Source organism: Ruegeria sp. BG9 (genome assembly GCF_056538305.1).
Genome location: NZ_JBQFSY010000007.1, coordinates 164,596 through 186,132, shown reverse-complemented (window position 1 = coordinate 186,132; position 21,537 = coordinate 164,596). Strand labels below are relative to the sequence as shown.

Annotated in this window: 14 protein-coding genes; 2 read left to right on the top strand and 12 right to left on the bottom strand. The window is 59.6% G+C overall.

What is annotated here, in order from left to right:
- Position 1 precedes the first annotated feature (1 nt).
- From ACR0I8_RS13640 to ACR0I8_RS13625, 4 genes are all read right to left on the bottom strand, one after another.
- The gene (locus ACR0I8_RS13640) at positions 2-1,933 is read right to left on the bottom strand and encodes a caspase family protein (protein ID WP_170689105.1); all 1,932 of its coding nucleotides are present in this window, start codon (positions 1,931-1,933) and stop codon (positions 2-4) included.
- 21 nt (positions 1,934-1,954) lie between these two features.
- A complete protein-coding gene (locus tag ACR0I8_RS13635) occupies positions 1,955-5,596 on the bottom strand; it encodes a two-partner secretion domain-containing protein (protein ID WP_170689104.1) in 3,642 nt (1,213 codons plus the stop codon).
- The gene (locus ACR0I8_RS13630) at positions 5,541-7,256 is read right to left on the bottom strand and encodes a ShlB/FhaC/HecB family hemolysin secretion/activation protein (RefSeq protein WP_170689103.1); all 1,716 of its coding nucleotides are present in this window, start codon (positions 7,254-7,256) and stop codon (positions 5,541-5,543) included. Before ACR0I8_RS13630 ends, ACR0I8_RS13635 begins: the two co-directional genes overlap by 56 nt.
- 192 nt (positions 7,257-7,448) lie before the next feature.
- Entirely contained in the window at positions 7,449-8,288 is an 840-nt protein-coding gene (locus tag ACR0I8_RS13625) for a M15 family metallopeptidase (protein ID WP_170675837.1), read from the bottom strand.
- Between the two features lie 168 nt (positions 8,289-8,456).
- Here ACR0I8_RS13625 and ACR0I8_RS13620 point away from each other — a divergent pair, with 168 nt between their 5' ends.
- Both ACR0I8_RS13620 and ACR0I8_RS13615 read left to right on the top strand, forming a co-directional pair.
- A complete protein-coding gene (locus tag ACR0I8_RS13620) occupies positions 8,457-9,029 on the top strand; it encodes an OmpA family protein (protein WP_170549474.1) in 573 nt (190 codons plus the stop codon).
- 33 nt (positions 9,030-9,062) lie between these two features.
- Positions 9,063-11,255: a serine/threonine protein kinase gene (locus ACR0I8_RS13615; protein ID WP_170689102.1), complete on the top strand. Its 2,193-nt coding sequence runs from the start codon at positions 9,063-9,065 to the stop codon at positions 11,253-11,255.
- A gap of 33 nt (positions 11,256-11,288) precedes the next feature.
- Here the strand turns inward: ACR0I8_RS13615 and ACR0I8_RS13610 are convergent, their stop codons facing one another.
- The 8 genes from ACR0I8_RS13610 to ACR0I8_RS13575 form a co-directional block, all read right to left on the bottom strand.
- Complete coding sequence (locus ACR0I8_RS13610) at positions 11,289-12,011, bottom strand: protein phosphatase 2C domain-containing protein (protein WP_170689101.1); 723 nt, start codon at positions 12,009-12,011, stop codon at positions 11,289-11,291.
- Positions 12,008-12,694, bottom strand: coding sequence for a type VI secretion system-associated protein TagF (gene tagF / locus ACR0I8_RS13605; protein ID WP_170689100.1), 687 nt, complete (start codon positions 12,692-12,694; stop codon positions 12,008-12,010). Before tagF ends, ACR0I8_RS13610 begins: the two co-directional genes overlap by 4 nt.
- Complete coding sequence (gene tssM / locus ACR0I8_RS13600; RefSeq protein ID WP_170689099.1) at positions 12,694-16,263, bottom strand: type VI secretion system membrane subunit TssM; 3,570 nt, start codon at positions 16,261-16,263, stop codon at positions 12,694-12,696. The genes tagF and tssM overlap by 1 nt, the downstream gene beginning before the upstream one ends.
- Complete coding sequence (gene icmH / locus ACR0I8_RS13595; RefSeq protein WP_170689098.1) at positions 16,263-17,699, bottom strand: type IVB secretion system protein IcmH/DotU; 1,437 nt, start codon at positions 17,697-17,699, stop codon at positions 16,263-16,265. Before icmH ends, tssM begins: the two co-directional genes overlap by 1 nt.
- 98 nt (positions 17,700-17,797) lie before the next feature.
- The gene (gene tssK / locus ACR0I8_RS13590) at positions 17,798-19,138 is read right to left on the bottom strand and encodes a type VI secretion system baseplate subunit TssK (protein ID WP_170689097.1); all 1,341 of its coding nucleotides are present in this window, start codon (positions 19,136-19,138) and stop codon (positions 17,798-17,800) included.
- 39 nt (positions 19,139-19,177) lie between these two features.
- Positions 19,178-20,605 (bottom strand): type VI secretion system-associated FHA domain protein TagH, encoded by a 1,428-nt coding sequence (gene tagH / locus ACR0I8_RS13585; protein WP_170643324.1) that lies wholly within the window; start codon positions 20,603-20,605, stop codon positions 19,178-19,180.
- A gap of 10 nt (positions 20,606-20,615) precedes the next feature.
- The gene (locus ACR0I8_RS13580; RefSeq protein ID WP_170467447.1) at positions 20,616-20,921 is read right to left on the bottom strand and encodes a PAAR domain-containing protein; all 306 of its coding nucleotides are present in this window, start codon (positions 20,919-20,921) and stop codon (positions 20,616-20,618) included.
- A gap of 2 nt (positions 20,922-20,923) precedes the next feature.
- Complete coding sequence (locus ACR0I8_RS13575) at positions 20,924-21,535, bottom strand: DUF6931 family protein (protein WP_170689096.1); 612 nt, start codon at positions 21,533-21,535, stop codon at positions 20,924-20,926.
- Between the last annotated feature and the right edge of the window lie 2 nt (positions 21,536-21,537).

Here is a 21,537-nt window from a genome sequence, read left to right as displayed (position 1 = left end):
CTCAGTACTCAGCCAGAATAACCGGATCGAACCCACCACTACGCCATTGCCGCAGGGCCGATATGAAATTCGGCCCCGGCACGCCGTCGATCGCGCTGTTGTAATAGCCCGCCTTTTGCAGCAGCCGTTGAACCTCCATCAGGGTGTCGCGCGACCATTGGTCTGAGGCGAGGGATAGCTGATCCAGGATCGCTCCGTTATCCTCAGCGGCTCCGCGCAGAAGCATCCGCGCGGCCTCCAACGGATCACGAGGCACGCCGCGCCCTTCGTCCAGAAGGATCGCTGCTGCCAGATAGCCCTGATACTCACCATCACGCGCAGCTTTCTGGAAGTAGCCCAATGCTTGCTCGGGCTCGCCAGCGGCACCATCTTGTGCCAGCACCCCAAGATTGAACGTCGCCTTGGCCGACCCATCCTCGGCGGCCTGCTGCAGAAGCGCGACGGCGCGCGCGTCGTCTTTGGGAACGATCTGACCTTCAAACAGGGTAACGGCGAGGTTGATCATGGCATCTGCGCTGCCCCCTGCCGCCGCGCGCTCGTAGAGGTCCAGCGCTGTTCCCATATCCTGAGGGACGCCAGTGCCGCTTTCATGCAGTTGCGCCAAGGACACCATCGCCCGCAAATCCCCTTCGGCAGCAGCCTGTTTGTAGAGGGTCACGGCACGCTCCACATCCCCCGCAGCAATCGTCGCCCGTGCCAGCAGCGCCACGTAGTGCGACAGATCCGGTGACTGGGCTGCCGCCGCGCTGCACGCCTGAATGGCCGTCAGCGCATTTTCCTGCAACCGGCTGAAAGGAACGCCCGTGATGCTGGCCGTGCGGTCGCGGGGATGGGTCGCGAGGCGTTCGCAAATGCCGCCCGGTGTGCTGTCCTCGGGTCGTGGGATCGAGGCGATCAGCCGCTGCGCTTGCGCGGCGTGGCTGCCATCGGGGTATTGTTCAAGATAGAATTCCAGCAGAGGCCGCATCCGGCTGCGTTGAGCCAGTTTCCAAAGACGTTCGGCCTGTTCGTCCTGGTCTTCGACGCTCAGCGCGCGGGTCTGGGTGCCGCCCTGCCCGGCCTCATCCAGAAACGCAAAAACCTCAGTGGCATGCGCGCCCTGTGGGTAGCGGTCGATATAGAGCTGCATCAGTGAGGCATCCTGCGCATTGGCCGCAACCTGCCACAGTAAGGTCTCCTCAGAAGCTGTCACCGGGCTGTTGTCAAACCGGAACTGCCGCGTCAGCGAAGAGTTGTCCCACGGGATCTGCCGCCCCCCGGTCGACGCCAGAACATCCTTGCGGACCGAGATCAGCAGGTCCGAGATATCCTGACCGGGCGTGTAAATATGGCTCAGCAGCGCTTCGGTGAAAAAACTGTTCCGCCCGGTGCCATCGAAGGCCACGTTGTCCGGCTGCGTGGCGTAGGCGAACAGAAAATCCGCCGCGCTGCCGACGCGGGCCAACCCTTCGTCAACGCTCAGCACCCCGTCTTCGAAAGGGTTGTCGCGGCAGGCGTCCAGAAACACCAGACGAATACCGTCGGAACGTTCCATCCGAGAAACGAACTCCTCCATCGCCACGGTCTGCTCCGGAATATCCGCGGCACTGGTCAGGTTGGCATCGACCGGAACCAGATAGTTACGCCCGTCTACCTGAAAGCCGTGCCCGGCGTAAAACAGCAAAGAGACATCGGAATCCGCAGCCGTCGCGCCATAGGATTCGGCCAAAGACAGCATCTCATCCCGAGTCAGATCTGTACCCAGGAACACGTCGAACCCCAGCCCCTCAAGCGCGATGGCCAGATCCGAGGCATCGTTGATCGGATTGTCGAGCGCCCCGACGGTCTGGTAATCCGAGTTCCCGATGATTAGCGCCACACGTTTGTCTGCCAGCGCCGCAACAGCGCTGAACAGGGTCAAAAGCATGGCCGCGCAAAGACGGATCAGGAACATGGGCGCAGAGCCTCCATGGGGTTAAAGACCGATGGCGCGCGACAGGCCAATCTCGGCCTGACCAACCGCTGCCACGATTGTATCTACCTGCTGGTTCTGGATACTGACAAGCTCGGGGTCGGTTGCTCGTATCAATGTGATCGCCTTGCGGATTTCGCGCTGCGCCTGACGGATTTGACGGCGGGCTTCCTGCACTGCCTCGCGGCGGATCGTCTCCCGCTCCTCAGCGGTGGTGGCAAGTGCCAGACGACGGTTCGCATCCTCGCCCGCTGCGCGAATACCAGCACTAGCACCTCGGATGATATCGCCAACGGATTCCAGACCCGGCGGCAAACCCTGAACGATCGCATCGAGGTCCGAGGCGTATTCGTCCATCGCATCGGCAATACAGGCCAGATAGGCGCTGACATTGTTGCCCTGTTCCGCACAGGAAGAGATTACCTCGTCAAAGTCCTGCGACGCATTCTCGACCGTGCCTAGCGCCGCTTCTGCTTCGGTTGTCGTTGTGGTCGTAGTGCCACCGCCGCCACCTCCGCCGCCGGTGATGGTTGTATCCACGGTCGGGGTGATTTCAATGGTTGGGGTCGGCGGGGTCGGAATGACAGTGTTCCCGATGATTGCCGTGCCAGGCAGCGCGGAAACGGTATAGAACACCTCCGAGATACTCAGGAGGGAACTTGTATCCACGGTATAAGTCGTGGTCCCATTTTCGGTGCTGGCAAACGTCAAAGTCTCAAAGATCGGCGACGTATCCAGCGAGTCACCCGACGGCCCGAACCGAAAGACAGACGGGCCACCAGAAATTGTACCCGTTCCTGTCGTCGTTTCAGCCTCTCCTTCGGGGATGAGAAGCGTGTCAGGCACCACGAACAGGACCGGTGAGGTCGTGTAGTGCAACGGGTTTGTTCCGCCTTCTGACCCGCTCGCTCCGGGCGCCCACGTATTGGTAAAGTCCCACCCTTGAGCAGACGCAAGGTTAAAGAACCCAACCGTATCCTGAAGCTGTGCTGTGGTGAGTGCTGTTCCCCCGGCGCTAGTGGCCAGACCGGAGGTATCGGTATTCCAGAAGGAACCAGAAACAGATCCAGAGTTTGAACCAACTAACCCACCGATTGTGGGTGTGTTGGGGCCGGAAAAACTCGCTCCGCCAGTTGAATAGCTGCGGGCAACCGTGCCGCCATTGTTGAAGCCTACGAGCCCACCCAGACTTGCCGAGTCCCCGGGCGCTGAACTCTGGTTGGTGCCTGAAACACTTCCAGTTGCATAAGAATCCTGAACAAGGCCGTTGTTGTCACCCACCAGGCCACCAACGGAAAAATCACCCGCCGTAGAACCACTGACGGTTCCTGTAGCGTGAGACCGAGTGATGGTTCCGTTGTTTTCGCCGACCAAACCGCCCGCGACTACTAGGTTGGCCTCGGTCGTGGCGACGGTCACACTGGCTGTCGAGAAACTGTCGATGATTGTGCCATCGTTGAAACCAACAAGACCTCCAGCCTGTTCGTCACTACTGCTAAAGCTACCGGATACCGAAACGCCGGAAATTGTGCCGCCGTTTGTGCCCGCTAAGATACCACCGCCTCCAGAGGAAACGCTGGCCCCATTGATGCGCAGGTTTTGAACGTTGCCATCAAGATTGTTGAACAGGCCACCGAACGAACTGGTCGAAATGGTGAGGCCGTTGATCGAAAAGCCGTTGCCTTCAAGTGTTCCACCCGCATAGTCGATTGGATCGAACGAACTGAGTGGCGCGGCACTGATAGAATTTGCCAGGGCGTAGTTGTTGCCGTCCGAAATACCTTGAAGGCCAAAAACATCCGTCAGGAGGTATGGAGACCCGGCGGCGCCAGTGCCACCGAGCGCACGGGTGAATGTTGCGCCGGACGCAATATCAAGCGTTCCCGTCGAGAAACTCGGGAGCGTGGAACTTACCTGTGACCAGGCGCCATTCGTAAGTGTAAAGGTGTCGACGTTGATTGTACCACCTGCGCCGGTACCAATCGTTGTGGCGGCGTTCAGTTCCAGCTCGCCGCTTGTCGCGGTGATCGCAGCGTTGATTGTGATCGAATCATTGGCAAGCAGCGTCAACCGAGAGCCGTTGCCCCACGTGATCGGGTCGTCGACGGTGATGGTGCCTACCTGTGAGTCATCGCCGCCAAGGTCGATAGGGTCTCCGTTCGGTTGGAGAGTGCCGCTTCCTGCGGTCGTCAGAGTGACGTTGCCGAAGCCAAGGTTTGTTTCAATCGTATCGGGCGTGACCGAACCCGGACCAGTTGCCGTATCAGACACCGTGATATTCGTGGGGTCCAGCAACAGCGTGCCATATGCACCAAACGGTGCCCGCGTATCGGTCAGGCCATCGTAATTCAGGGCCAGCTTGCCCGACACTTCGACAAAACCGCCATCCCCGTCAAGATCACCTCCGCGCGCAGAGTTGAACCCCGAGAACGATGTGTAGTCATCCGACCAGACGATGATCAGACCGCCATCGCCCTGTTCTCCACCATTGGCACTGATTACCGTTGTGCTGTCGACCAGCGTCGTACTGGCCCGTTGCAGATCACCGCCCCCTTGCAGGTCACCGCCGACGCGGATCTCTCCGCCATTTCCGGTGCCTGCACCGTCTGCGCTCAGGGCCGCTCCGGCCAATTCGATGGCTTCACCGGTAATCGTGATCGACCCACCGTTCTGATCGCGGGCCACCGGACGCGGAGACGCCTCGACCAGTGTCACCCGCGCCGAGGTATCAATGCGGCCCGTCACCTGCACGGCGCCGCCGCTGCCGCCCAGAACAACTGCTCCGGACACACCACCGACCGAACGCGCCTCGATCACTCCAGACATGTTCACGACCCGGCGCGCTGCATCACGGGCGCTCGCGGCCTTGAGGTGAACAACACCGCCATCCGCCTCGATCCGGCCCGAATTGGTGACTAAAGCCTCCATCGCGGCGTCATCACTGTTTGAAGGAACCGCAACCTGCAGAAAACCATCACCGGATACGTCCAGCGTCACTTGCTCACCCGCGCCAAGTCCCACTTTGCCCATCGGCACGCGGATCACACCCGAGTTTGACACCTTGCCGCCGATCAAGGCCGCATAACCGCCGGGGACAACCTGAATCGTACCGGCGTTCTCGACCCCGGCCGAGGCCCCGTTGCCGCTATAGTGATAGCGGCCGTTCAGAAAGTCGTCGTCCGAGATGTTCAGGGTCGAGGCCACAAAGCCCCCAGTATTCACATGGCCATTCGGACCGATGAAAATGCCGTTCGGGTTGACCAGATGCACCTGACCGTTGGCGTTCAGTTGGCCGTGGATCTGGCTCGTCGTGTTCCCGGTGACCCGGTTCAGGATCACGCTTTGCGCGCCCGGCTGATTGATATTCACGGTCGAGCCGGAGCCAATCGAAAACCCGTTCCAATTCACGATGGCCGCATTCGACCCCTGCGTGATGTTCAACTGATTGCCGCTGGGTTGGCTGATCGCAACATCACCCGCAGCCACTACCCCTCCGGTCGGGAGGGATTGCGCCAGCGCGGTCGTGCCCCATAGCACGGCCGAGGCCGACACAAGAATGCGGCGTGAGACTGTCATGGCTGCGCTGCCATCAGAAGCGGCGGCTGGCAGTGATGCTGAACCGGTTTCCATCTTCCCCGAGGTCATCACGTTCCCCCCTCCCATATTCCACTCGTACTGACCCGGACCGATAGGTCGAGTCCTCAATCGTAAACACATCAAAGCCCAGACCGTAGGCATATGCCCGGGTTGTGCCTTGTTCCAGAACAGTGGGTTGTTCCAAACCTAACACGCCGTAAGCCCCAAAAACATAGGGTTTGAACAGGATCGGAAAGCCGGCCACTTGCGTCTGCTGCGACCGGCCAAGCTCGGCCCGGGCGACCCAGCCGTCATCTCCGCGCAGGTCGCCCGCGTCGAAGGTCGATAGCTCGCTGGAGCTGGCAACACTGAACTGTTCCGACGTGACCAGCGGATCGCCAAAGCTGGATTGAATTCGGCCATTCACGTTCACGGACCAATTGGCGTTCAACGGGCGCTGATACTGCGCCGACAGCACAAGCTTGGTGAATTGCGCGCTGGCACCTTGCCGTGACAAAGGGGTATCCCCCGCCCCGACCGAGGTACTGGCACCGAATGCATCCAGCCCGCGCGACAGAACAGCCCCGGCAGACAGAAACGCGCCATTGTCATAGGTCCAGCTTGCATCCAGCGTGGCCCGCAAGACACTGAGATCGTCGTCATAAACCGGTAGCGACCCTGAGCTGGCAATCAGATCCTGCGAGTCGCTGATCCGGTCCAGGATCAGTTGCGACGACAGATTGTGACGCCGCGTGCGCACCCAAGGATAGTAGAGCCGCAGGGAAAAGCGTTCAAATTTACTGGTGTTTGGCACCAGTTCCGCATCCGGCTGCGCCTCACTCAGGGTGTATTCGGCGTTGAATGTCATCCCATCGTAACCGATCGGAAAAACCGTCCCCGCTGCCGCAATCCGGTACTGCGCATCGCTTGAGAAGAACCGTTTGGGTGAACCGCCGACGCGGAAATAGAAGGTCTCCCCCATCTCCAGCGCGCCGTTGACCTCAAGGCCCAGGTTCAGGTTGCCCGGGCCAAGCTCATCCGAAAGTGTATTGTCAAAGCCGTAAGAGCCGGTGATTTCTTTGAACTCACCATCCAGCGTCAGAATGGTACCGCCCCGCGCATCGCCCGCCGACAGGGTCGAGGCCAGCCGCACGCCAAACGTATCCCCGGCCAGCAAAAGCGCACGTTCGATCTGTTGCAGTTTGATGCCCCGTTTGCCGATCAGAGGTTTGGTGATCATCACCACCCGCTCACGCGCCTGCTGAGGCACTTTCTCGGCATCAATGCGTTCGATGAACCCATCGATCACGACGATGCGTAACGTGCCCCCATCGCGCAGGGTCTGCTGAGGGAGGACCACCCGGCTAAGAACAAAACCAGCGTTGGTATAGGCGCTTTCCAATCTATTGGTGGCCGCAAAAATCTCGGAAACAGCCACGCGCTTACCGGTCAGTCGCTCAATGAAGGCCGCATTGGCCGCTTCCATCTGGGGCAGACCATCTTCGATCCGCACCTGACCAACAGTCACAAACAGCCTGTCTGCGCCTTCGGGCACCGGCGCGCCCGGATCGCGCGCTACGGTCACAGGTCCGGTGCTGCGTTGGTTCTGAGGCTGAAAGGTGGACGGAGCAAGGTTCGACGCGCTTTGCGCCTGCGCCACCGTGGAAAATACAGTCGACGCGATCACGACGCAGGAAGCCAAAACCAGAAAACGACAGATCCGCGTCATGTCAGATGAACACCCCTTACCCGTACCGGCCCGAACCAATGAGCCAGAAACGTATCAACGAAATCCCATCGAAGGGACCATGGCAAGGTCGTTCTCAACATTCCGCAGCCCCCTTTGGAATAGATAACGCTTTATTTACTTTGCACCCCAAAGCGTCTGTGACAGACTTCACAAACCGCAAGAGAAGCGCAGTCAGAGCATCCCGGCCTCAAGCCACTCTTCGATCTTGTTACGGCTGACCTCGAAATGCATCGAGTCCTCACGGCCCCAGGCAGCACCCCAGACCCAGCCTTCCTCGCGGAAGAAATCGGCCAGAATGGTCAGACCCAACTGAGTTTTTCCGTCGCCCAGCGTATCCAGAACACCGTCGATATTCAGATCGACCGCAAGACCGTAAGCATGGGCCGAAGCCGAAGACGTCGCCCCGCGAATACGGCGCACACACAAAGAACCGGCCGTGTTGATACGCGCATAAAGATCGGGATCGGTGCGTTGGATATTCTCGAATACAGCCCGCAAGGAATCAACCGCAGGTTTCAACATCCGCACCCGAACCGGCCCGACCTCTTCCAACACCAGAAGCTCCTCAAGGCGTGGGTTGGTCATCGACTGGCATTCATCCGTCAGATCCTCGCGCGGCAGGCCGAAAGTTTCGCGCAAGAAGGACGAGCCGGCCAAGTCCAGCTCTCGGTTCACCTTGTTGCGGTTGGCGATCAGGACGACCTGCGCATAAGCGTCAATGATCTCATTAGGCGACGAGCGGTCAAACCCATAGTCATCCGCCGCCGAGTTGTCTTGCGGCACGATCCCGGCACCATTTTGGGTGCGCGACACCTCAAGCGAAAGTCGTTCAACCTGTTCGCGCATATCATCCAGCTGTTGGCTGAGCATCTCGATCTCGATCCGGGCGCCTGAATCGATGGCGGGACCTTCGAAATTCTCGTCAAGTGGGACGACCAAAGGAAAGACGTACCAGATGATCGGAGCCAGTATGATGGCCACTCCCAGAATGATCGCCGGAACGATGCGCATTTGCCTGATGTTTCCTGTATTCTGCCACCTTATAAGATGAACTTAAAAGGCTGGGCGCATGATGTCACGCTATTGACCTAAAAATGTCCAGCGCTTGTGTGACATTCTTCATTGTCGGTCGTCGGGTGGGGGGCTAGTCTTCCCCTCAAACACGGAAAGGTTAGGGTTATGTCCGCATTTGCATCATGGAAGTTCATCGGGGCCTCGGCATTTGCCGTCCTGTGTACCGCTCAGTTCGCTTTGGCGCAGTCAGGCGAGTTGACGGCAGACGAAATCACCGACGCGTTCAACAAGCAAAAGACGCGCGGCCTTGTCATCGTGCCGTCGAATTCCGGCGAAACGGCTGAGGCCGAAGCTGAAACCACCGTCGCCGCTGCACCGACGGAATACCAGCCGGTCGCAAGCGAGGATCAGGTCAATATCCAGATCCGTTTCGATTTCGCCTCTGCCGCGCTGCGTGAGGATGAAAAGCCCAAGCTTTCGTCGCTGTGTCAGGCGATGAAGAACGTGGATGTGAACGTTTTCCAGATCATCGGCCATACCGACAGTGCAGGTTCTGCCGAATACAACCAGAACCTGTCGCTGCTGCGCGCCAAAGAGGTCAAGCGCTTCCTCGTCGGCGATTGCGGCATCTCGGAACAGCGGCTTGAGGTGCTGGGCGTGGGCGAGGCTGAACCTCTGAACAAGGACAATCCGCGCGCCGACGAAAACCGTCGCGTTGAATTCCAGGCCCTCGGCTGACTACACCACCACTCTAACTAAACCGAGGACAGCATGACGGACTCCCGCGCAGGCGACCTGTTTCAGCCGGGCGATCTGGTGAACAATACTTATCGGATCGAAGCGATACTTGGGCGGGGCGGTACTTCTGACGTCTATCGAGCCCGCTCCGAGATTTCGGGGCGGCTTGCCGCTTTGAAGGTTCTGAAAGCGGAGTTTTCCAGCAATGATGACTATCTGGTCCTGCTGACCCGCGAGGAAGAAATCCGCGACATCCGCCACGACGCGGTTGTCCGCTATTCTGAAAACAACCGAACCGCCGACGGGCATGTCTATCTGGTGATGGACTATGTCGACGGGCCGGGTCTGGACCAGAAACTCAAGGCTGGCCCCATGTCGGCAAGCGATGTGCTGACCGTTTGTAAACGGGTCTGCGAGGGGCTTGAGGCCGCCCATGCCCGCAATATCGTGCACCGCGATCTGAGCCCCGACAATATCATTCTGCGCGATGGCGATCCGGCGCAGGCCGTGATCATTGATTTCGGCATCGCCAAGGACACAAACCCCGGGGCCGAAACTATTGTGGGCGGTGAGTTTGCCGGGAAATACGCCTACGCCGCGCCCGAGCAGCTTTCCGGCAAAACCGACCAGCGCACCGATATCTATTCTCTGGGCGCCTTGTTGCTGGCCAATTTCCGGGGGCAAAAAGCCGACGCCGGTCGCAACTTGCTGGAAGTCGTCGAAAACAAGAAAGAGCCGCTGAATACTCAGGACGTACCGGAACCGCTGAAGTCGATCCTCGACAAAATGACGGCCCCGAACCCGGATGATCGGTACCAGAGCGCCGGAGATGTCCTGCGCGCACTTGCGGCGGCCCGGAACGGATCGGCCGCGCCTCAAGACGATCTGGACGATGCGACCGTGATCGCCCCGCGCGCGGCCCCTACTGCTGCGCCATCCGTCGCCCCGGTTACGCAGCCGGACCCGAAACCCAAAGCAACTCCTGCCAAGGCTGAGCCTGCCAAGTCCTCGCGTGGAGGCGTGGTGGCTGCAGTCGGCGCGCTTGCGGTTGTTGGCATTGGTGCCGGTGGCTATTTCGCCGGACTGTTTGACAGCTTCCTTGCACCGCAATATCCGACCGTCTCACCCTATACTCTGGTGGCTGATAAACGACCCGGTCAGGCCCCTCGTGCTGTAGGCTTTGTTCCGTCCGAGACCGTGCGGGACGCCATGACCGGCGAGATCACATCCGAAGGGGGAGATGTTGATCTCACATTGGCCTCGGGCGACATTTCCGACACCTGGGGAACAGCGGTGACTGGCGTCATCGACGCCGCCATGGATCTGGACGAGTGGCGTTTCGTGGTCGAAGGCAATGAGGCTCGGTTGACCGGACAAACCACCGATCAGGCCCTGCATGCCGAGCTAGAGCAGCTCTACTCCGCCGGTCTGCCCGCCGGGCTACAAGGCACCGCAGATATCGAGTTGGAGTCGCTGTTCCTGTCCGCAGATGAGGTCCGACCCATCCTGTCCGGTCTGGCCGATTGCGGCGCGTTGAAACTGATCGACGCACCGAGCACGGGCTACGGCCCCGAAACACCGATCAAGGTTGGCGGAACGTTGGCCTCAAGGGACAGTTTGGTTGGGTTGGACACCGCGCTGACAGCCCTCGCTGGTTCACGCCCTATCGATCTTGAACAGGTCACGCTGCTGAACCCGACCTTGTGTTTGATCGAGAACTTCCTGCCCTCGGCACCTACCAGCGATATCTCCATCGCGTTCTTCAACGGAGAACAAGGCAACGCCCCCAATCCGACCGGCGACTTCATTGTCGGGCAAAACCCGGTCATTGATGTCGACCTGCCCGATGATGTTCAGGACGGGTACCTGTCCGTCTCAGTCTTGGATGTGTCAGGCAATGTGTTCCACTTGCTGCCCAACGTCACCCGCCAAGACAACGATATCGCCTCTCTACGCGACGGAGAGTCCGGACCGATTTCCGTCCGCGTGGCCTATTCGATTGATGAAAGCCAAGACAATGGCGGCATCGCCTTTCAGGTCGATGACACCGCGCTGGGGAAAAGCAAGGTGATCGTTCTGCACACTGACAACCAGCTGTTCAGCACCATACGCCCAACGGCGGAATCCGCTGCAGGTTATGCCGAGGCTCTGCGCGAGCAGGACCGCAATGTTGAAACGCAAATTCTGTCTCTGGACAGCCGCATTCTGACCACGCTGGAGCAATAGGCTCCGGCGGCGTTCCTGCGTCCAAATGTGAAATTATAGGATGTCGACAACAATCACGGTTATGTTGTCGGCCCCGCCTCCATCCAGCGCGACCTGTATCAACTGATCCGAGACGGTCTCGATCGGCATATCCGACAGCGCTTTCTCCAACATCGGGAACGTCGCGTATTTACTGAGACCGTCTGAGCAGATCAGAAAACGATCGCCGGGCTGAACTTCGCCACGGACCTTGTCCAGTTCAAGAACATCCCCAACGCCCACGGCCCGTGTGATCGCGTTGGACTGAGGGTGCTGCTCTGCCTCGTCCCAGCTCATCTGACCGGCCAGAACCAGATCCGCCACGACCGAGTGATCGGTGCTAAGCATCTGGATCTTGCCCTCACGCAGCAGATAAATACGGCTGTCCCCAGCCCAAAGCCCGACAAAGTGCCCATTGGCCAACATCATGCACGCAACCGTCGTACCAATCGTGCCGCCACCTCGGGCATCTGCCTCTTGTCGGATCACGGCATGGGCGCGCTGGATTGCGTCCCGCAATGCGGTCAACCGTTCTGCGGGGGCCAAACCGGGCGGGATTGCGGCAACCATGTCCGCAACCAATCGACTGGCATAGTCACCCGCGTCATGCCCGCCCATTCCGTCAGCCACCAGCCAGAGGCTTTCCTCGGGCAGCGCCAGCACCGCGTCTTCGTTGACCTTACGCCTGAGGCCCACATGGCTGCGTGCGCTGTACCGAACGCGGTGACTTGAATTCATATTGGTCGTGCCTCGGTCCACAATGCGGCGTGTAGGTTGAACAAGCCTTGCATGTTTGCCCCATCCGGTAAACCTTCGCAGATCATCATTCGGGGGACGCCACCGATTTCGGTGCTCCAAACGCTTGGGGTGCGATATCTTTGCGACATCAACCCCGCCGCCAGATCAGGCAACAAGCTGTCGGAGACTTCCCCGCGGGTCAGAACCATCGTGTTCCCATGCGCGCGCACAGGAGCCGTCGGTTGCTGCGTTGGGGCTGGCAAAGCGGCCAGACCTTCGGCCAGCTTTTCGCGGGTCATGTCATCTTCGAGCGCGGCAAGCGCCAGATCTTCAAGCTGTCGGTAAACCTCAGCCGCCCGGAAATGCGCCAGCGCGGCAGACCCTTCGTTCGACACGCCAGCGACCAAGGTCAAAGGAAACCGACGTCCGACCCGATCCACCGAAGGCATCAAAACCCCCAGCATCTTTTGCGGCCCGGCCAGCCCGGGAGACAGGCAAAACCGCCAGATCGGAGCAGACATGTAGTGGGAATCCCACGCCTCTGCCAAGGTTTCTGACGCAGCTAACATGCTGCGCTGAATCCACTCATCCCACGGCTGTACAAACGCCTGTGACACCCCGAGGCGGAAGAAGTCTCCGACCGAGGGCATCTTGCCGAATGCACCAAAACCGCCTGTTTGCATCAGAATGACTTGGGGCAGCTGAATTTCTGCAGTGCTGGCAGGGCGAAGGGGTTGATGACCGACCCTGACTGCAACTGGAAGATTGCGATGCGACCACCGACATTGAAGATCACCTTCTTGCGGTCAGACACATTGGTGCGCCTTACCTCGGCCGCGTCCAGCAGGCGGAACCAGGCCCAGGGGCCGTCCTTGGACAGAACGCTTTCAATATTGCGCTTTTCCGGCTCAAAGCTGACGCGCGCCAGCCCAACCGAGCCAGGCCATGTCACAGCGAGGGGTGAGGGCAGCCCACCGCGATGTTTGAACTCCAGCACTTGGCCATCAATCTCAAGCTTGACGCCTTTGGCCTTTGGGTCCAGTGCCTCGGGCATGATCTGGAACTGGATTTGCGGTTGCGGACCCGCGGCAAAGAACGCCTCCTTGATCTCGGCTGCGTTCTGGAACTGGGTCAGAACCGCCTGGCTGATGCCCAGATCGGTCGCATTGACCCCGGACTTCCACGACCATGGACGCGTACGCATATCCACATGTTTCGCGAGGTTTTCATTGAAGAACGAATCGATCAGACCTTGCGGACCGAACAACTTGCCGAAGTCACCCATCGCAACATCCGCACCCGAGCGGCGGTTGAAAGGATAGCGATCCCCGACAACCTGCTCGCAGAAGGGCAGAACCGTCGATTGCCACCGCGCGTTGATGGACGAACGGGTGCTGTCCGAGGTGATCCCGGACGATCCGTCGATGATCTGCAGCGCCCAGCGTTCCATTGGGCCAGGAATACGCGCGGCCTCTTGCTGGAACTGCTGCAATGCCTGCCCGGTTTCACCGCCCGAGACACCGCTGAACGACATTTTGTTCAGCTCCTGATACACGCTCGTCAGCGACCCCATCAGCATGTCCAACTGCGAAGGCTGCCCTTCTTGCCTTTCAACCAGCTGATGCAACCAATCGAAGCGATCCTCGACATACTGCCCCGGCGCCTGCACAGGTTCACCTGCATTGACACCGCTGGTTTTGGCCAAGGCTTCCAACAGGATCTGTGTCTGGGCTGAGGTCGCGGATTGCAACTCAATCGCGGCGGCCCCGGAAACACCTTCGCTGATCGCATCGTTGCCCGAGAGAATTGACCGGTTTTCGGTCAGTTTCGTCTCATCCGAGATCGAATTCAGGACATTCACAATAGGCGAGGTCGGGCCTGACAGCACATTGGTGACCTCAACTGCGTGGCTGAGGCTTTCCATCGGTACGATGTCGATATCCCCCAGCATCGCATCATAGCGGGCGATGTAGTCGTTGTAGTAGAGGTCCAGAACATCACGGCTGAGGGCAGCAAGAGCCTGCTCGGTCTGTTCAGCCTCACCTCGGGGTCCCAGAACCCAGCTTTCCTTCTGCACGCGTTTGGCGACGCCAATCGCCTCACCAAGGAAGACGTTATTGAAGCCATTATAGGTGAAAATACCTTCAATCCCGTCGTTCAGAGGTTTCCCGGAGGACCGCACCAGAACGCGACCAACAGCGGGGCCGCCCACTTCGGTGATCCGCCACTCCGGCAGCGCTGTGGCCGCGGGGCTGGAGACGATGCCGTTATAGACACGCTGCGCCAGTGGGAGTTCCGACAGGATACCCTGAATCTGATCCACCATTGGGCCATTCAGAGCGATCTCTTGCATCGGCTGGCTCAACATGGCGTCGAGATGATCGTTCAGATCCGCGCGGAATTCCTCACGCGATGGGCCGGGGAAGGACACGCTCCAGTCAATGTTCATCCATTCCTTGACCAAATCCTGGTTCATCGGCCCCTGCAGACCCAGCATCAGATAGACCTTCAGCGCCTCATAGAGCACATCGGGGTTGTTGATGTTGGCGCTCATCTGCTCTTCCAGACGCAGAAGAAGACGCGGTAACAGGCGTTGATTCAATGCAGCACGATAGGTTTGCGCCGCCTGTGTGCCGATCACGTCACCCTGATAAAGGCCATAGGTCAGACGTGTTTCGGGCTCAGGATCCGATAGGGTCGGGTTGGCCGGGAGGTCGCGCAGCGTGTTGAGCGCTTGAACGACCGGAACCAGATCGGTGTCACCAACGGGGCTGGGCGGCAAAGTCGCAGCGGCGGCCTGATAGGCGGATACACCCTCCTGCGCCTCGGCGATCAGGTCGGTATTGCCCATAAAGCTGCGAACCAGCAAGGCTCCGACCGTGACGGCGGCAATGACAGTCGCGGCGATTGAGGCCCATTTGGTGATCTTGTAGCGCTTTTCCACCTTGTCATCGGCGCTGACCAGACCAGCCTCGCGGAAGATCACCTGATCGAACAGGCGCGTCAGAAAATAGGAGCGACCAGATCCCTGCCCCGAACCGATGGCCTGACGGCCAATCCCAAAGGTCCGCGCCATGCCCAGCATAAGACGGTCGATCGGTGTGCCCTCTTGCGTACCCGACGTGAAATACACCCCGCGCAGCATGTGGCGGTGCTGATAGCGGCTGTCCTGAAACACCTCGGTGAGAAACTCATGCGCGACTTTACGAACCGACGCGACCTGCATCGGGAACCCGGCAATCAGCGCTCGGCGCTGCGGGTCTGTCTCGGTCTGCATCCGCTCCAAGGACTGCGAGTTCAAACGACCCAGAAGCAGGGCGAATTCCTCATCAAATGCCGCGACCGGGGATTGTTCGCTGCGCGATTTGTCCAATGGCAGGGTAAAGCCCCAAACCTGCTCGCGATCTTCTTTGCCCAGATTGTCGTGGAATTCGGCAAAACCTGCGATCAGGTCTGCCTTGGTGAACAGGATATAAACCGGGAACCGCACACCCAGTTTCTCGCGCAACTCTTCCAACCTGCGGCGGACGGCCTTTGCGTGTTCCTTCTGCGTGACTTCATCCTGCAAGGACAGATCAGACAGCGAAATCGCAATCATCGCGCCATTGATCGGCTGCCTTTTGCGGTATTTCTTGAGCAGGTTCAGGAACCCGATCCAGGCCGCATTGTCGACCTCGGCATCGCTTTCCTGCGTGGTGTAGCGACCGGCCGTGTCGATCAGAACGGCGTTCTCGGTGAACCACCAGTCACAATTGCGCGTGCCGCCGACACCGCCAATCGCGGTTTTGCCCAGCTCATCCGCCAGCGGGAAGTTCAGGCCCGAGTTCACAATCGCCGTCGTTTTACCAGCCCCCGGAGGGCCGATCATGACGTACCAGGGCAGCTCATTCAGATGCCGCCGCCCGTTCTTGGACTTGCGCAATGCCGCCATCGCGGTTTTCAGCTTGCCGCGAAGCTCAGAAATCTCGCTGTCGATCATATCGCCGCCATCGGCGACGGATTCAGTGATCTCTTCCGTCAGCTTCTTTTCGCGACGTCGGCGCAATAGGAAGATGGTCAGGCCGATCAGGAAGAAGACCAGATAGATCACCCCGCACCAGATCAGGCGCGTCCCGACCCCGTCCAAGGGCCGCCACTCGTCCGAGCCGATCCACGGGCCGAAATAGAACAGACACCCGGCCAGAACAGTCGCCGTGAAGAACAGCACGGTGTAGATCGACATGAAAACATATCTTAAAACGCGGCGGATCATCAGTTCTCCTCCTGAACCAGCAGGACTTCGATCCGGCGGTTCGTGGCCCGGCCTTCGCGGGTCGAGTTGTCGGCAATCGGTTCGCTATCGGCACGGCCTTCGGCGCTGAGGCGGTCGGGATCGGAAATCTCACCCGCCATCTGATTCATCACCGATTTAGCCCGCGCCAGAGACAGCGCGAGGTTGGACGGAAAGCGCGATGAGCGGATTGGCACATTGTCCGAATGCCCGGTCACGATGACCCCTCCGGGTTCTCCGTCTAGCGCCACAGCGACGCGGCGCACCGGTTCCTTGAATTTGTCCTGCAGGTGATCCGAACCCGATCCGAACATGCCCGATCCCTTGATCCGGATAATCAGCGTGTTGCCCTTCTCAAAGACCTCAACCAACCCTTCGTCGATCTCAGGCTGCAGGAAAGCAACGACCTTTTCGACCTGCGGCTGCACTTGCGGCGGTGGCGGAGGAGGCGGCGGGGCGCGGCGCTGCAGCTCCGTCACTCGGCCAGCATCAATCACTGACATCTGACCCACAAGGTTTTCTGTCCTGTTGGACAACAGATAAGACAGCCCACCAAATTCGATTAACAGCAGCAGCGCGGTCACGCCAACAGCGATCCAGACCGGTTTCCAAAGGCTTAGGGCGCGGTAGGGTTTGTCGACCCCTTCCCAATGCGGGGCGAGGTCCCGTTCCACGTCACCTCGTTGAGCGCGAATGATCCGCGCCAGACCCTGACGGATCTGCATATGCTTGTCCGCGCCGCCCTGTTCGACGCGCAAACGCCCCTCGAACCCAAGCGAGAGGCACATGTAGACGAATTCCAGCAGCTCAATATTGTTGGCCGGGTCCTGTTCGAGACGCGCCAGCAGGTCATAGAAGCGATCACCGCCGACGGTCTCTCGGTGGAAGGTGCCGACCAGCGATTGGGTCGCCCAGCTGGATTGGCCACCCCATGGCGTATTCAAAACAACATCGTCCAAAGTCGCGCACAGTGCATATCGTGCGATCTTGACGGTCTGCGCCGCTATGCCCGCCTGCAAAGCGGCATTTTCAAACGCGCGCACCTCGGCCACAACGCTTTGGCGCAGCTTGTCCGGATCCATATGCTGCGCGCGATTGCGAATGCGGCTGATCAACGAAAACAGCGATGCAGCGCAGGCGTTCAGCCGGTTCATACCGGTAGTGGCGACCTCTTCCCCGCCCGAGGCAGGCCGGGATTGAGGCGTCTGGGGTTGAGGCACCCCGTATCCCGCGCCGCCCTGCGCCGGTTGTGCCATGGGCTCGGGCTGTGGCACCTGCATCGGATCGGGATATCCGGCCGGTTGCTGCGGAGCCGGCTGTTGCGGCATGCCACCCGCCTGACGTCGCCCACCGGGATTGGGGCGAATGACCGTCTTATCGGTGTCGTCCGGTTCGGCAAATGGATCTTTGTCGGACATTCTTTGACCTGTTCCCCTAAGGCTTCCGCGTCACGAGTGTGACCCACATATCAAGCCCTATCAAATTGTTTTGGCACCGCCAGTGATCACGTTCACTCTTATTGGTTGCGGATCGCCCACAGCTCCATCTCAAGTCCCGGATATTGCCCCGATACATGAACCGCGATCCCACCCGAGGTGGTCATCTTGCCCCAGTATGGGCTGGCGGCATCCAGTTCGAAATAGACGACGCCGGAGTGATATGGAATCTGCCGCGGAGCGACCGGCAACGGGCGCAGCGTGATACCGGGAAGCGCCGAGTTCACCAACTGACGGATCTCCTCAACTGGTCCGGTTTTGGCTTGCCCGGCGAAATGGCGGCGCACGTCCTCGGCCGGGATATCTGCGTTCACGGCCAGCACGAAACCGGCGTTGCCGATAAGCTTGCGGTCGGCAATCACGCCCACACTGATGCCGTATTTCCTCGCCTCCAGCGGAATCGAGACCGCTGTCTGCTCCAACACGGAACTCAAATATTGCCGCAGGGTCCGAATGACCGGCGCGAACGAGGCGGTCAGGTCGTCATGCTGGTAGGCCGGGAATTGCACGGCCTCTTTCTCAGTGCTCATGAAGGTCGCCAGCTCACCGGCGAGCGCGGCGCAGACACGGTAGACATGTTCGGGATGCACGTTTTCGATATTGGCGAAATGGCGCACCAAGGGCAGGTTGCGGTTGATGGTCATCAGCAGCAGGAAGTCCGAAATCTCGGCCGCCCCTTTGGCTGGCCCGCCATCCGAAAGACGCCCTGCTAAGGCCTGCATGCGGTGCGAAAGCATCCCCTCAAGTTCATTCATGAAACCGGCCAGTGCAGCGGCGGCGCGCACGTCCAGCACCGATGGGATGAAGCCCCGATCCAGAATGATCTCTTTGTCCGGGCGCACTTCGATGATCTTGGCAATCGGGATCGCTAATTTATCCGCCAAATCATCCACTTCCAGCGCGAACTGCAAGCGAAGTTTGCCCACACCCAAAGTAGCGGGCTTTTTCTGCTGGCTCATCACATCGGTGATTTCCTGCTCGGCCGGACGCAGTCGGCTGACCGATTGCTCGGCCCCGCTCAGATCCACCTCGGATGCGCCCTGCCGCCGTTGAGGAACCGTCAGGTAAACAACGCAATCCTTGATCGTCTCGGGCACTTCCAGCGCAGGAGGGTGATCTTCAGCCTGCGGCACGCGAAACACCTGCCCGTCAGGTGTCAGCCCCGAGCAGGATTTCAAGGCAAACTGACCGACCTTGAGCACTTCATCATCGATCTCTAAGGCACTGACACCCCAACCATAAGGCGTAACCCTGCGTGCGAGACCGGCCACCAGCGCCTCGGTATACCGATCCGCCTGCTGGAAGTGATGGGGCTGCAGAAACAACCCTTCGGTCCAAAGCACCTTGCTGTCCCAGGACAATGGCTGCCCTCCCTTGTTCTTGCCGCCCGCGACGGGGCGTTACTTCAGCTTTTCCAGCTGTTCTTTATACGCGCGCGCGAATTCCCGGCTGAAGAGATCGTGAAAGTCATTCTCTGCCTGATCCGAGATATCGGCATACATCTTCTCGTAAACTTCCCAGTATTGGGCTTTTTTACCTTTAAAAAGTGACCCAAGTTTGCCGGAACCTTCAATTTTTCCTGCCAGCACCTCGGGGTCAAGCCGGGCCAGAACGCCCTTGAGAGCGGCCTCCATGCCCGTGACCATCGCGACCTCATGCGCCTTGATGTCGTTCAGCGCCTGTTCGGTCGCCTCTTCCGAGGCTAGGTAGCCTTTAACACGCGGCTTGACCAATGCCTCAATCGCCTGTTCGGGGCTGATCGAGAACTTCAACGGGTTGTTGCCGCCAGCATTGATCATGGTCTGTTCGATACGGAACTCGGACTTGATCGATGTGCGGGTCATCAGGATTTCCCGCAAACCAGTGATCATCACCCGCAACACACGGCCCATACGGCCCATTGTGGCAGGCAGATCAGCGTCGTCGATGCGCAGATCGTCGACCTCCAACGCCTCCAGCAAGGCACGGGCAGCGGATTGATCGCCACCGCTGGTCGGAACGGGATTCTCTGCCTCAACCGGTTCGGGGGGCGGAGCTACCTCGGCCTGCCCGCCCGGCTTTGGCTTGATCGGAGGCGGCGCGGTGGGTTCCGGACGCGCCGGTTCAGGCGCGGCAAATGGGTCCGAGGCAGAGCCGCCCGAGGGCGAAAGCAGATCATCGTCCCAGTCATCAGGGATCAGGTTCGCTCCGCCTGCGGAGGGTGCGGTAAACGCGTCGCTGGCCGAGGGGTTATGCATCGCATCGCTTGCGCCCATATCCGCATGCACATCCTTGGGCTTTGCAAAGAACGGATCGTCATCCTCCAAGGGCGGCAGCAGTTCATCCATCGGGTCGGGCGTGGAAATCTGCCCGGGCCCTTTGGCTTCACCGCCCAAAAGATCATCAAGAAAATCCCCGCCTGGAGCGGCATCGTCCAGCAATGCCATCGGATCCGGCGCGTTCTGGGACATACCCGGTGACACCCCCGCCTGTTGCGCAGGCTGGGGGATCGATTCTTCGAAACTGGGCAGGTCCGCCCCAATTTCGACAACCATCTCGTACCCACCCGCAACCAGCACGTCGCCATTGTTGAGCGGCGTCGGCGTCCGACCTAGTGGGATTTTCGAGTAGTTCAGAAAAGTTCCGTTCGTCGACAGATCAACAATCACCACGTTTCCATTGTGATCTTCAATCACGAAATGGCTTTTGCTTAGTGTCTTTTCAGGGTCAGGCAGGACCAAGTCATTGGCCGGCCCACGCCCCACGGTCAAAGAGCCCCCCTGCATCGAGACCGGGCGCCCGTCGCCCGGCACCACGCCGGTGGATTGGAATTTCAAAGTGACCGTCATTCGTTTGTCTTCATCCTCCGACCAGTACGGTAAACTCGCCCTTGATGATCGGACCACCACAAGCGCAGGTATCCGTTACACGGGCGGCAGGCAGTTTGCCGATCAGGACGGTGGCCGAACCCTTGATGATCGGGTGCGGAAACGCCGGCGTCGCCATATCTGACAGACGCGCTGCGGGCAGTTTTCCCACCAGAACCGTCGTACAGCAGGGCGGCATGATCGGCATCGGCACCGGAGCAGGCGGTGGCGGCGCTGGCGGAGGAGCAGGCAGCGTACACGCATGCAAATCCAAGATTCGTGCTTGCGGGAATCCCATGCTTACTCCTCTTTCTCAGCGCTGGCCTTCTCGCGGTCCAGCTTACCATTTCCACCCCGAGCAATATCGACCCCACGGTCAATCAGCAACTGCACGTAGGAGTCAAAATCCTCTTCATGTTTGTCCATTGCAACAACATTCATCGCAAAGGCCACAACTTCGGCCGCGCCGAGAGGGGCGGGAACGTTCGCCAGATCACCCGAACCCAAGGTTCCGTCCGAGTATAACACGCCCATGGCGCAATTTACCGTCTCATCATCTGGTTCGGCGAGATCAATCGTCGCGCCCGCCTTGTCGCGGTTTTCAGGCGTAGGGCGAAACACCCATTCCTCGGACGCCGCCAGTGCGGGTGTGTTGTTGTCCGGGGCCTCACCGATATAGTCGCGCGCGGCCAGACAAGACCACCACACACGCTCTCGGGCAGGCAAGGCCACCCCCAGAAGGCGTAGGATATCGATCACTGCGCCTTTCTCATCCAATTCAGTCAACACCACATCCAAGGGCGCACTGGCCGGGGCCTCAAGCTTGACGCTCAGACGAGCGTTGGCATCGGCCAGCATGCGCGCAGCTGGCATCTGGGGCGTTTTGGTCATTCCGGAAAAACGGTCTGTCATCG